At 54.7% G+C, this 12,864-nt stretch carries 12 protein-coding genes and 1 riboswitch; of the genes, 7 read left to right on the plus strand and 5 right to left on the minus strand.

Annotation, left to right across the window (positions count from 1 at the left end):
• Positions 1–11: 11 nt before the first annotated feature.
• Positions 12–626, minus strand: a complete 615-nt coding sequence (locus tag ACUY4S_RS03435) for a TIGR04211 family SH3 domain-containing protein (RefSeq protein ID WP_312690868.1) — start codon at positions 624–626, stop codon at positions 12–14.
• Positions 627–865: 239 nt separating this feature from the next.
• On the opposite strand from ACUY4S_RS03435, the gene ACUY4S_RS03440 reads away from it, so the two are divergent.
• The 3 genes from ACUY4S_RS03440 to hldE are packed head-to-tail and all read left to right on the plus strand — an operon-like array spanning position 866 to position 6,512.
• Positions 866–2,167 (plus strand): CYTH domain-containing protein, encoded by a 1,302-nt coding sequence (locus tag ACUY4S_RS03440; RefSeq protein WP_458022539.1) that lies wholly within the window; start codon positions 866–868, stop codon positions 2,165–2,167.
• Positions 2,168–2,185: 18 nt separating this feature from the next.
• Positions 2,186–5,035: a bifunctional [glutamate--ammonia ligase]-adenylyl-L-tyrosine phosphorylase/[glutamate--ammonia-ligase] adenylyltransferase gene (gene glnE / locus ACUY4S_RS03445; protein ID WP_458022538.1), complete on the plus strand. Its 2,850-nt coding sequence runs from the start codon at positions 2,186–2,188 to the stop codon at positions 5,033–5,035.
• Positions 5,036–5,081: 46 nt separating this feature from the next.
• Complete coding sequence (gene hldE / locus ACUY4S_RS03450) at positions 5,082–6,512, plus strand: bifunctional D-glycero-beta-D-manno-heptose-7-phosphate kinase/D-glycero-beta-D-manno-heptose 1-phosphate adenylyltransferase HldE (RefSeq protein ID WP_458022537.1); 1,431 nt, start codon at positions 5,082–5,084, stop codon at positions 6,510–6,512.
• A gap of 42 nt (positions 6,513–6,554) precedes the next feature.
• Here the strand turns inward: hldE and ACUY4S_RS03455 are convergent, their stop codons facing one another.
• From ACUY4S_RS03455 to ubiK, 3 genes are all read right to left on the minus strand, one after another.
• The gene (locus ACUY4S_RS03455) at positions 6,555–8,276 is read right to left on the minus strand and encodes a flotillin family protein (protein ID WP_312690864.1); all 1,722 of its coding nucleotides are present in this window, start codon (positions 8,274–8,276) and stop codon (positions 6,555–6,557) included.
• Positions 8,277–8,294: 18 nt separating this feature from the next.
• Positions 8,295–8,924, minus strand: a complete 630-nt coding sequence (locus ACUY4S_RS03460) for an OB-fold-containig protein (protein WP_458022536.1) — start codon at positions 8,922–8,924, stop codon at positions 8,295–8,297.
• A gap of 162 nt (positions 8,925–9,086) precedes the next feature.
• Positions 9,087–9,383, minus strand: coding sequence for a ubiquinone biosynthesis accessory factor UbiK (ubiK, locus tag ACUY4S_RS03465; protein ID WP_312690862.1), 297 nt, complete (start codon positions 9,381–9,383; stop codon positions 9,087–9,089).
• A 122-nt stretch (positions 9,384–9,505) separates the two neighbouring features.
• Positions 9,506–9,655, plus strand: a riboswitch (FMN riboswitch).
• A 106-nt stretch (positions 9,656–9,761) separates the two neighbouring features.
• On the opposite strand from ubiK, the gene ribB reads away from it, so the two are divergent.
• Positions 9,762–10,415 carry a 3,4-dihydroxy-2-butanone-4-phosphate synthase gene (ribB, locus tag ACUY4S_RS03470; RefSeq protein ID WP_458022535.1) on the plus strand — a complete coding sequence of 218 codons (654 nt, stop codon included), beginning with the start codon at positions 9,762–9,764 and terminating at the stop codon, positions 10,413–10,415.
• A gap of 239 nt (positions 10,416–10,654) precedes the next feature.
• Positions 10,655–10,828 (plus strand): hypothetical protein, encoded by a 174-nt coding sequence (locus ACUY4S_RS03475; protein ID WP_312690860.1) that lies wholly within the window; start codon positions 10,655–10,657, stop codon positions 10,826–10,828.
• A 35-nt stretch (positions 10,829–10,863) separates the two neighbouring features.
• Here the strand turns inward: ACUY4S_RS03475 and zupT are convergent, their stop codons facing one another.
• The gene (zupT, locus tag ACUY4S_RS03480; protein WP_312690859.1) at positions 10,864–11,640 is read right to left on the minus strand and encodes a zinc transporter ZupT; all 777 of its coding nucleotides are present in this window, start codon (positions 11,638–11,640) and stop codon (positions 10,864–10,866) included.
• A gap of 196 nt (positions 11,641–11,836) precedes the next feature.
• Here zupT and ygiD point away from each other — a divergent pair, with 196 nt between their 5' ends.
• Positions 11,837–12,625, plus strand: coding sequence for a 4,5-DOPA-extradiol-dioxygenase (gene ygiD / locus ACUY4S_RS03485; RefSeq protein WP_458022534.1), 789 nt, complete (start codon positions 11,837–11,839; stop codon positions 12,623–12,625).
• Between the two features lie 4 nt (positions 12,626–12,629).
• Positions 12,630–12,788, plus strand: coding sequence for a hypothetical protein (locus tag ACUY4S_RS03490; RefSeq protein ID WP_312690857.1), 159 nt, complete (start codon positions 12,630–12,632; stop codon positions 12,786–12,788).
• Positions 12,789–12,864: the final 76 nt, after the last annotated feature.

Here is a 12,864-nt window from a genome sequence, read left to right on the forward strand (position 1 = left end):
GGCTAATGTGCTTAGTTCATCCAGCGATCTTTGCGTTTACGGCTCGGGATCAAATGCGGCAGCAACAGACCCAGAATCAGCCCCGCGCCCAGCACGCCGCCGCCATACATAAACCACTGCATAATGATGGTGCGCTGTTTGTCATCCAGTTGCAGGTTGGCGGCATTCACCTTTTTCTGCGCCACAATCAGCTCGTTTTTGAGCTTTTGGTTCTCATCTTTCAGGCCGTTAATCACCCCATCACTCTGCGCGACCTTCTGCTGCATTTCTGCAGTACGCTGATTCCAGGTGTTATCAATGTTGTTGAGCTTATCAGTCAGCGTCTTGACCTGGTTTTCCAGTTCCGGCACTCGGGTGCGCAGGCTCGGCTGGGTATTCAGCTCTTTCAGCGGGATCCACGCGGTACGACCTGTGCTATCGCGCACCTGGCCATAGTCGCTATTGGATTGCAACAGCACCACTTCCTCGCCGGCATTCACGGTGCCCACAAGGCGATAATTATCTCCCGGGCCGCTACGCACCCAGGTGTTCAGTTCGTCGGAAACGTAACGTTTTTCTTCCGCGTGGGTTCCTGCGGACACGCTAAGCGCAAATAAGGTCAATCCAATTAAGCGTAATTTTGGCATCAGTTAATCGTTATTTTCATGGAACGTGAATGGAAAACAGTGGCAACAGTCTGACGATACGCGGCGTGCAGCATCAATCGGAATCTTCCAGGTCAAACTGTGCACTTATGCGAACTTTTGCAGCGGCCAGATTGCGCATTGCATGGCAATTTGACGCAAAATACTATCTACTGACAAACATCGGGCGCGTTAGTTCGCCGTAATTTTCACTGATGTGACATAACCATAAGTGCAAGGCCATGGCTCAGGAAATTGAATTAAAGTTTATCGTGAATCACGAGAGCGTGGAAACGCTTCGTCAACATCTCCATACGCTGACCGCAGAACATATTGCGCCCAGTCCGTTGCTGAACATCTATTACGAAACGCCGGATAACTGGCTGCGCGGCCATGATATGGGGCTGCGCATTCGTGGTTTCGATGGCAAATACGAAATGACGATAAAAATCGCCGGCCGGGTGATTGGCGGGTTGCACCAGCGTCCGGAATACAATATTCCGCTGGAGAAACCAGAGCTGGATCTGGCGCGTTTCCCTGCAGAAGTGTGGCCGCAAGGCGAGCTGCCAGCTGACTTGCAGGCGCGTACCCAACCGCTGTTCGGCACCGATTTTCAACGCGAGAAATGGCTGGTCAATGTCGGCAGCAGCCGCATTGAAATTGGCCTCGATTCTGGCGAAGTCAAAGCCGGAGAATTTGCAGAGCCGATATGTGAACTGGAGCTGGAACTGCTGAGCGGCGATGCGGCAGACATTCTTAAACTGGCGCGTCAGCTTGTTTCACTTTCAGGTTTGCGGCAGGGCAGTCTGAGCAAAGCGGCGCGAGGTTATCATCTGGCGCAGGGCAATGCGCCACGAGAAATCCGCCCGACGACGATTCTGCAACCCCCGGTAAAAGCGACCATTGAGCAGGGCTTTGCTGCTGCGCTGGAGCTGGCGCTCGCGCAATGGCAGTACCACGAAGAGTTGTGGGCGCGCGGTAATGCTAAAGCAAAGCAGGATGTATTACGCGCCATTGCGCTGTTGCGCCACACGCTGGTGTTGTTCGGCGGCATTGTTCCTCGTAAAGCGAGCGCTCACTTACGTGAACTGTTGACCCAGGCCGAAACCACAATAACTTCAGCAGATTCGGCGTCGGCTGCGATATGGGATACCCCTTCGGGAATGGCGAAGCTGCTGCTGACTGAGTGGCTGGTGTCACAAGGCTGGCGCGCATTTCTTGATGAAAAAGCGCAGGCGAAATTTGCCGGTTCATTCAAACGCTTTGCGGACATCCATCTGTCGCGCACGGCGGCAGAGCTGAAAAACGCGTTTGCCCAGCCGCTTGGCGACAGCTACCACGATCAGTTACCGCGCCTGGCGCGCGATATCGACAGCGCGCTGCTGCTGGCGGGTTTTTATGACCGGGCGCAAGCGAGCGAATGGCTGGAAAACTGGCAAGGGTTGTACCATGCCATCACTACCCGGCAGAGTATCGAAATTGAGCATTTCCGTAATACCGCTATTAATCAACAGCCGTTCTGGCTGCACAGCGGAAGACGCTAACTTTTAAGGATATCCTGGATGCCGCACGCTTCGCCGTTATCACAGCACTGGCAAACGGTATTTTCCCGTTTGCCGGAATCACTGACCTCGCAACCGCTTAGCGTACAGGCGCAGTCAGTGCTCACTTTCAGCGACTTTGTTCAGGACAGCATCGTGGCGAATCCTGCGTGGCTGGCGGAGCTTGAAAATGCGCCGCCCCATGCGCAGGAGTGGCAGCACTATGCTTCGCAACTGCACACCGCGCTGCAAGACGTGACCGATGAAGCAGCCCTGATGCAGGCGCTGCGCCAGTTCCGGCGCCGTGTGATGGTGCGGATTGCCTGGGCTCAGGCGCTGCGGCTGGCGGCGGAAGAGGACATCCTGCAGCAATTGAGCGTGCTGGCCGAGGTGCTGATTGTGGCCGCGCGGGACTGGTTGTACGACGCCTGTTGCCGTGAGTGGGGCACGCCGTGCAACCCGGCGGGCGTTGCACAGCCGATGTTGGTGTTAGGGATGGGCAAGCTGGGCGGCGGTGAACTCAATTTTTCTTCAGATATCGATCTGATTTTCGCCTGGCCGGAAAATGGATCAACCCGTGGCGGCAGACGCGAACTGGATAACGCGCAGTTTTTCACGCGTCTCGGTCAGCGGCTTATCAAAGTGCTGGACCAGCCCACTCAGGATGGCTTTGTTTACCGCGTCGATATGCGTTTGCGTCCCTTTGGCGACAGCGGCCCGCTGGTGCTTAGCTTTGCCGCGCTGGAAGATTATTACCAGGAACAGGGGCGCGACTGGGAACGCTATGCGATGGTGAAAGCGCGGATCATGGGCGATGATGATGGCGAGCACGCCAAAGAATTACGGGCGATGCTGCGCCCGTTTGTTTTTCGCCGCTATATCGATTTCAGCGTAATCCAGTCGCTGCGTAATATGAAGGGCATGATTGCCCGAGAGGTGCGTCGCCGTGGCCTGAAAGACAATATCAAGCTCGGGGCGGGCGGTATTCGCGAAATCGAATTTATTGTGCAGGTCTTTCAGTTGATTCGCGGAGGGCGCGAGCCCGCACTGCAATCCCGTTCACTGTTGCCGACGCTGTCTGCTATCGATCAGCTGCACCTGTTGCCGGATGGCGAAGCTACCACGCTGCGCGAAGCGTATCTCTGGCTGCGGCGGCTGGAAAACTTACTGCAAAGTATCAATGACGAGCAGACGCAGACGCTGCCGGGTGATGAGCTTAACCGTGCGCGGCTTGCCTGGGGAATGGGCGTCGCCGACTGGCCTGCGTTGGTCGCTACGCTGGATAGCCATATGGCGGCCGTACGTCGGATTTTTAATGAACTGATTGGCGACGACGAAACCGATTCGCCGGAAGAGGCTCTCTCTGAACACTGGCGCGAATTGTGGCAGGATGCGCTTCAGGAAGATGACACCACACCTGTGCTGGCCCACCTTTCCGACGATGATCGCCATCGCGTGGTGGCGCTGATTACCGATTTTCGCAAAGAGCTGGACAAACGCACCATTGGCCCGCGTGGGCGCCAGGTCCTCGATCATTTAATGCCGCACCTGCTGAGCGATGTTTGCTCGCGTGCTGATGCCCCGGTGCCGTTGTCGCGGCTGACGCCGCTGCTGACCGGCATTATTACCCGTACCACGTATCTGGAGTTATTGAGTGAGTTCCCCGGCGCGCTCAAGCACCTGATTTCCTTATGTGCAGCCTCTCCGATGGTCGCCAGTCAACTGGCGCGTTACCCGATCCTGCTGGATGAACTGCTCGATCCGAACACCTTGTATCAGCCCACGGCGATGAATGCCTACCGCGACGAGCTACGGCAATATCTGTTGCGCGTGCCGGAAGAGGATGAAGAGCAACAGCTAGAGGCGGTACGGCAGTTTAAGCAGGCGCAGTTGCTGCGCGTGGCTGCTGCCGATATTGCCGGAACGCTACCGGTGATGAAAGTGAGCGATCACCTGACCTGGCTGGCGGAGGCGATTATTGATGCTGTCGTACACCAGGCCTGGGGGCAGATGGTGGTGCGTTATGGTCAGCCGACACACTTGCGCGATCGTGAAGGGCGTGGTTTTGCCGTTGTAGGTTACGGCAAACTGGGCGGCTGGGAGTTGGGCTACAGCTCCGATCTCGATCTGGTGTTTTTACATGACTGCCCGTCAGACGTAATGACCGACGGTGAGCGGGAAATTGATGGCCGTCAGTTTTATCTGCGTCTGGCCCAGCGCGTCATGCATTTGTTTAGCACCCGCACTTCGTCCGGCATTTTGTATGAAGTGGATGCTCGTCTGCGTCCCTCCGGTGCTGCAGGGATGTTGGTCACCACGGCCGAATCGTTTGCCGATTATCAGAAAAACGAAGCCTGGACATGGGAGCACCAGGCGCTGGCGCGGGCACGCGTTGTCTATGGCGATCCGCAACTGACTGCTGAGTTCGATGCCATCCGCCGCGATATTCTGATGACACCGCGCGATGGCAACACGCTGCAAACGGAAGTGCGTGAAATGCGCGAAAAAATGCGCGCCCATCTGGGCAATAAGCAGAAAGATCGCTTTGATCTGAAAACCGATGAAGGCGGGATTACTGATATTGAATTTATTGCGCAATACCTGGTGCTGCGTTATGCCCATGACAAACCGAAGCTGACGCGCTGGTCGGATAATGTGCGCATTCTCGAAGGGCTGGCGCAAAACGGCATTATGGAGGTGCAGGAGGCGCTGGCGTTGACCCATGCGTACACCACGCTACGTGATGAACTGCACCATCTGGCCCTGCAGGAATTGCCGGGAAATGTGGCGGACACCTGCTTTGTTGCGGAACGTGCACTGATCAAAGCAAGCTGGGAGAAGTGGCTGGTGGAACCGTGCGCCCGTCAGTAAGTATGGTATTATCGCGCGCAAATTTTGTATCTCTCAGGAGACAGGAATGAAAGTAACGCTGCCCGAGTTTGAACGAGCCAGTGTAATGGTGGTGGGCGATGTGATGCTGGATCGCTACTGGTATGGCCCAACCAGCCGTATTTCGCCGGAAGCGCCGGTGCCGGTGGTGAAGGTCGATACGATCGAAGAGCGCCCTGGCGGCGCAGCAAACGTGGCGATGAACATTGCGTCGCTGGGCGCAACAGCACGTCTGGTCGGGCTGACCGGCATTGACGATGCAGCGCGCGCGCTGGGTAAAGCGCTGGCAGATGTTAACGTCAAATGCGACTTTGTTTCTGTTCCGACACACCCGACGATCACCAAGTTGCGCGTGCTGTCCCGCAATCAGCAGCTGATCCGTCTGGATTTTGAAGAAGGTTTTGAAGGCGTTGATCCGCTGCCGATGCACGAACGCATCAGCCAGGCGCTGGGTAATATTGGCGCTCTGGTGCTGTCTGACTACGCTAAAGGCGCGCTGGCCAGCGTGCAACAGATGATTGCGCTGGCACGTAAAGCCGGCGTTCCGGTGTTAATCGATCCGAAGGGCACCGATTTTGAACGTTATCGCGGTGCGACGCTGCTGACACCAAACTTGTCTGAGTTCGAAGCCGTGGCGGGCAAATGCAAAAACGAAGATGAGATCGTTGAACGCGGCATGAAAGTGATTGCCGATTACGAACTTTCTGCGCTGCTGGTGACACGTTCAGAACAGGGTATGACGCTGTTGCAGCCGGGCAAAGCGCCGCTGCATATGCCGACCCAGGCGCAGGAAGTGTATGACGTCACAGGTGCGGGCGATACGGTAATTGGCGTGCTGGCGACAACGCTCGCCGCGGGCAATTCGCTGGAAGAGGCATGCTACTTTGCAAACGCTGCTGCAGGTGTCGTGGTCGGCAAGCTGGGTACCTCGACGGTTTCCCCCATCGAGCTGGAGAACGCCGTACGTGGCCGTTCGGAAACCGGTTTTGGCGTGATGACGGAAGAGGACCTGAAAGACGCTGTCGCGGCGGCGCGTAAGCGCGGCGAAAAAGTGGTGATGACCAATGGCGTTTTCGACATTCTGCACGCCGGGCACGTCTCCTACCTGGCGAATGCGCGCAAGCTGGGCGATCGTTTGATTGTTGCGGTGAACAGCGATGCCTCCACCAAACGCCTGAAAGGCGAAACCCGCCCGGTAAACTCGCTCGAGCAACGCATGATTGTGCTGAGCGCTCTGGAAGCAGTGGACTGGGTGGTATCGTTCGAAGAAGACACGCCGCAGCGCCTGATTGCAGGCATTCTGCCAGACCTGCTGGTCAAAGGTGGTGACTACAAACCGGAGCAAATTGCTGGCAGCGAAGAAGTGTGGGCTAACGGCGGTGAAGTGCTGGTACTCAACTTTGAAGACGGTTGCTCAACCACCAATATCATCAAAAAGATCCAGAAAGACAGCCAGTAACGGCGAAGATAATAAAAAGCCCTCTTAACGAGGGCTTTTTTATTACTGATTTGCAGCCGGTGTTGCCGGTTCGACCGGCAGATCATTCACTGCCACGTCCACGCCTTCGGTCGCAGCTGCAGCGTGGTCTGTGTTTTTCAACGGTTCCGACAGCGCAGAGAGTGAGCCGCCGGTGATACCGATTTCCTGCAATAATGAGTCAATCAACGGTGCCTGTGCACGGTAAGAGAGCGCCGCAGAGAGTGCCTGCTCCGCAAGATTACCCCCGCCCGCGCTCAGCGTTGCGCCCTGAGCGACTGCGCCACCCCGGTTAAGCCCGTCCACCTGTACAATCTTAATACCGTCGATGGATTTCATCGGCTCAACGGATTTTTCAATGACCGCTGGCAGCGTTTGCAGCAGCGCCAGTTTAAATTTCAGACTGGTTTGCTCGTTGGAAAGTACGTTAATTGCATCGTTTAACGCACGCTGCGCTTCGGCTTCTGCAAGGCCTTTTTTCCGCGTTGCTTCTGCCAGTTCCACAATGGCGGCAGCCTGCAATTCCGCTGCCTCTTTTTCCGCTTTGGCGCGTACCGTCAGCTCAACGGCTTTGGTTTCGGCGTCCTGCGCGGCGGCAATTAACGCGACCTGTTTGGCACGATCGGCTACGGCAGTCTGACGCATGGTTTCCACGTTTTGCTGCGCACGAACCGCGTCGGTTTGTGCGTCGCTGGCGCGCGCTTCCGCCTGTGACTGCTGTTCTGATTTCGCCGCAATGGCGATCGCTTTGGTTTGGTTAGCGATTTCCGTGACCTGCTGCTGCTCGATCTCTTTGATCCTGATCTCACGGTCTGCTTCGACTTTACGGGTTTTCACTGCCTGTTCACGTTCGATCTCGCTTTCCTGGATCTGCCGATCGGCAAAAATGCGTGTCTGCTCGGCTTCACGGCGGCGCTCCGCTTCAAAGCCCGCAATTTTGGCATTTTGCTCGGCGGTGCGGGTTTTCACCTGCTGTTCCTGCTCAAGGGTCATGAACGCTTCTTGCTGTTCGATTTCCAGCTTACGTGCCAGCGCGTCACGGTTTTTTTCGCGGACGGCAACTTCCACATCCTGTTCCACTTCGTTACGTTCGCGACGGCGACGTTCCGTTTCCTGCGTCAGTTTGGTCAGGCCCTCGGCATCAAAGGCATTATTCGGGTTGAAGTGCTCTTTCGATGTCTGGTTAAAGTTGGTCAGCGAGACACTTTCCAGCTCCAGACCATTCTTGGTGAGGTCTTCCGCCACGGTGTTCTGCACGCCCTGCACGAAGTTTTCACGCGTGTCCTGCAGCTCGTACATGGTCATCTGTGCGGCGGTAGCACGCAGTGCATCGACAAACTTGTCCTCCACCAGAATGCGCAAATCTTCCGGCGACAGCGTACGCTGGCCGAGCGTCTGTGCTGCGGTGGCGATCCCTTCAACTGTGGGTTTCACCCGCACAAAGAAAGCGACGACCACATCGACACGCATACGATCTTTAGTGATCAGGCTGTCGACAGTCGAGCGGCTCACTTCGAGCTTCAGCGTATTCATATTAATAGGGACGATTTCGTGGAAGATCGGCATTACGATGGCACCGCCGCTCATTACCACTTTTTGCCCGCCCAGGCCGGTACGAACAAACGCCTGCTCGGCAGAAGCCCGGCGGTACAGCCTGGCGAAAATAATCCCCACCACCAGAATGACAATTGCGGCCACTAACGCGGCAAAAACCCCTGAGGGCAGTGTATTAATAATACTTTCCATTGTTGTTGTTCCTTGGATTTACAAATGATTTGGCCAGGGATTGGGTTCAGCTAAATAGCGACTTGCGGATAAGCGACAAATTATCAGCACCTTGTCGCCTTTGTGAAATGTGTGTCCTGCTTCTGGCTCCAGCAGTAAATAATGCGTCTGGCCAAATTCGTCGGTGAATTTGCCTTCACATGGGCTGCCCTGTGTTGCGTTATGACCCGTAATCATCGCCATCTTGCCAATAAAGCGATCTTCGGTAATTGCGCTGCTCTCATCAACCGGCAGCCAGGGCGCGATGGTCCGCCCGGTGTAATGCACGGCTACGCAGGCTAGCAGGAAGCAAACAGGTGCCAGCAACAGGTTCGTCAGCGGCGTTTGCCACAACGTTATCCAGCCATGCTGGATAAGAATGCCGAGCAGACCAAAATAGCCCGCCAGCAGACACACGATAATCAATGAGGGGATTCGGCCTATATTCAGGTAATGCAGGGCCTGACCGATGTGGCCAGAGCTAAAGAAATCGGAGTCGCTGATATGCGTGTCGATAATACCGGAAAGCATACTGCCGAAAATAAGCGAGATAACTTCCAGCAGGCCAATAAATATGACGAGCGAAATGGCAAATAAATAGGGGCTGTTATATTCGGAAAGTAGTTGCATCCTGCGCTCTCTGGGGGTTTCACCGCATCATCCTCACCAGACTATGCTATCCCGCGTGCTTTGAGCATGCAAAGCCTAAATACCCGTCATAATTGGTAGATAGGCCGCAAGACAGGACGCCGGTGGGCCAGAGACAACAACGGGCCGTAAGGCCCGTTGTGCTTACTGCTGAGAATCGACGGGCGGGATCGCCGGTGCGGGTTTGACTTCTGCCGTGCGGCCCTGATTTTCCAGATCGCTGAGACGCTGTTCCAGCAACGCCAGTTTTTCGCGCGTGCGCAGCAGGACTTGCGTTTGTACATCGAACTCTTCGCGGCTGACCAGATCGAGGCGGGTTAACTGCGCCTGTAACGTCTGGCGGATTTTTTTCTCGACGTCTTCCCCGAACTCACGGATCCCTTTCGGCATGGATTCGTGAACCTGACGCGCAATTTGTTCAATTTTCTTTGGGTCAATCATTTTGGGTTCCCTGTTCGGATAGGTTCATGCACTTATTGTAGTGTGATAACACCAGGTGATAAACCAGAATTGTTTGAAGCTTATGCATTGCCGAAGGTAATCAATGGCGTTATAGTTATCCCGCTTATTCTCAGGGCGGGGCGAAATTCCCCACCGGCGGTAAATCAGCAGTTGCTGAAAGCCCGCGAGCGCTTCAGGCTAACGCCTGAAGGTCAGCAGATCCGGTGTAATTCCGGGGCCGACGGTTAAAGTCCGGATGGGAGAGAGTAACGATTCTGTCGGGCAATGATGCCCGCTCGCGTTATTTTTTTGCCGCATTGCGACACTCCTAAGACTGCCCTGATTCTGGTAACCATAACTTTATTGAGGTCTTTTACCATGAATCAGACGCTGCTTTCTTCTTTTGGCACGCCATTCCAACGCATTGAAAATGCGCTTGCTGCACTACGCGAAGGCCGTGGTGTGATGGTTCTCGATGACGAGAATCGTGAAAACGAAGGCGACATGATTTTCGCCGCCGAAACCATGACTGTTGAGCAGATGGCGCTTACCATTCGCCACGGCAGCGGCATTGTATGCCTGTGCCTGACCGAAGAGCGCCGTAAACAGCTTGATCTGCCGATGATGGTCGAAAACAACACCAGCGCTTACGGCACCGGTTTTACCGTGACCATCGAAGCGGCACACGGTGTGACGACTGGTGTTTCCGCCGCTGACCGTATCACGACGGTTCGTGCAGCAATTGCGGATGGCGCGAAACCAGCTGATTTGAATCGCCCTGGCCACGTTTTCCCGCTGCGTGCGCAGCCGGGCGGTGTGCTGACCCGCGGCGGTCACACTGAAGCCACTATCGATTTAGTCACGCTGGCGGGTTTTAAACCTGCAGGTGTGTTGTGCGAACTGACCAATGATGACGGCACCATGGCGCGCGCGCCAGAGTGCATTGCGTTCGCTAAACAACATAATATGGCGGTCGTGACCATTGAAGATCTGGTGGCGTATCGCCTGGAGCATGAGCGTAAAGCCAGCTAATACTCCCGCGGCATAATAATAAATCCGAAGCCACCCGCTTCGGATTTTTTTTGCCTGTTCTGTATCAAACTTTGGCGAGCTTCTGGTACTCACGCATTGAAATTTCACCCCTCTACTTATAAAGTGGTAATCATTGTGGATGGCGAGAAAATTGGTTTTATTCTCGGATAACCCATTAAATTAAAAGTAATATTTTGATTACGACTGCTATTTTTGCCAAACGGTTAGATGGGGTTGCAATGTTTATTTCCTGGTATTGGCTACTGCTTATTGTTCTGGTCATTGTTATCTATATTCATGCGCTTAAACGCAACAATAAAGCCTGCCGGCACGATCGCGAGGCGCTGTATCAGGCGTACCAGCGTGTAATGGAAGATTTGAAGAAAGTCAGAGGCAGCAGGCAGGGGGAGTAAGCATCGCTGCCCGACGATCCCGGGCAGCAGGCGTGTTATCCACCTATCCCCATTGCTTGCAGGGCGACCAGGCTTAATCCCATCACCGACATACCGCACAAAACCCCATAGCTTGGATTGTTATTGGGGTCGATCTCTTTAGCCAGCGGCATTAATTCATCCACTGAAAGCGCGACCATAATCCCTGCCACCGCCGCCATAATAGCCGCCATGACGACAGGTGAAACCAGCGTTCCCAGCAGCAACCACGCCAGCACACCGCCAAGGATCTCCGCCAGACCTGAAATCCCCGCCCAGAACACCGCTGTGCGTTTTGATCCTGTGGCGGCGTAAACCGGTCCGGCAACAGCAAGTCCTTCAGGAATATTGTGTAAGGCCACCGCAAAGGCGATACCGAAGCCCAGTTCCAGGTCGTTGCTGGCGGTCACGTAGGTCGCAATCCCTTCAGGAAAATTGTGCAAGCTGATGCCGAGCGTGAGCAAAATAGCGGTGCGGCGAATACCGTGCGGGAAACTTTTTTGCGAGCCCTGCGTTAGATCCTGCGGATGTGCATGTGGCAGCAGGCGATCCAGCGCGAAGTAGCCCAGCAAGCCAATAATAAACATGCCATAGCCCAGCATGGGCGACATGTTCTCCGTTGCCAGTGCGGCGGGAAGCATCTCCATCAGGGAAATAAGCAGCATGATCCCGGCGGCAAAACCGAGGGAAAAAGCCAGCAGGCGGTTAGACGGTTTCTGACCCAATACGCCCAAAAACGCGCCGATGAAGGTGGCGGCGCCAGCTAATAAGGTCAGAATCAAGGGGGCCGACATGTCTCACTCCTTTATGATAATGATTCTCATTAATGTATTTCTCTGGCCGATGAAAAGCGAGACGAAGAGCCCACCTTTACGCATTTCTTACAATCAAAATTACTGAAGATCTTCATCATGGTTATCAGAGTTCTTCCTGCAGCGAAAGGGCGTAATGTAGCCCCATCAAATTGTCACATTCTGTAAGGATATCACCATGTCAACACCACGCATGCCAGCACTGTTTTTAGGGCACGGTAGCCCGATGAATGTTCTGGAAGATAATAGGTATACCTGTGCCTGGGGGCAACTGGGCACTACGCTGCCCCGCCCGAAAGCAATTGTGGTGGTATCCGCTCACTGGTTTACTCGCGGCACGGGCGTCACCGCCATGGAAGCGCCACAGACTATCCACGATTTCGGCGGTTTCCCACAGGCGTTGTATGACACGCATTATCCGGCGCCGGGTTCCCCTGAGCTGGCTCAGCGTTTGGTTGAATTACTGGCGCCTGTGCCCGTCACGCTCGACAAAGAAGCCTGGGGCTTTGACCATGGTTCGTGGGGGGTATTGATCAAAATGTACCCGCAGGCTGATATTCCAATGGTGCAACTGAGTATTGACAGTACCAAACCGGCAGCATGGCACCTGGAAATGGGACGTAAGCTGGCATCGTTACGTGATGAAGGCATTATGTTGGTGGCTAGCGGTAACGTGGTGCATAACCTGCGTACCGCCCGCTGGCATGGCGAGAGCACACCTTACCCGTGGGCAACGGCGTTTAATGATTTTGTGAAAGCGAACCTGAGCTGGCAGGGGCCGGCGGAGCAGCACCCGCTGGTTAATTACCTCGACCATGAAGGCGGTGCGTTGTCTAACCCGACGCCAGATCATTTCTTGCCCCTGCTGTATGTGCTTGGCGCATGGGATGGCAATGAACCGATATCCGTCCCGGTGGACGGGATAGAGATGGGATCGCTAAGTATGCTCTCCGTGCAGGTGGGCTAAAACAATGGCGCGTAATGCGCCATTTTGCTTTGATTTGATCCTAAAAATGGAAAAATACAAGGCAGATCTCAAAAAAACAGCTCTGAAATACGGTTTTTTTGAAAATAAAAAGATCTACTCAGCAAATCTAAAACGCTGTGCTGAATTTCGTGCTTTTTTGTGAACATCATCGTCGCATGAACTCCGCCGGACGACTACTCTTCTGATTGTCTACCGTCTCAGACAAACCCATAAAAATT

The sequence above is a fragment of the Kosakonia beeri genome (assembly GCF_054165705.1).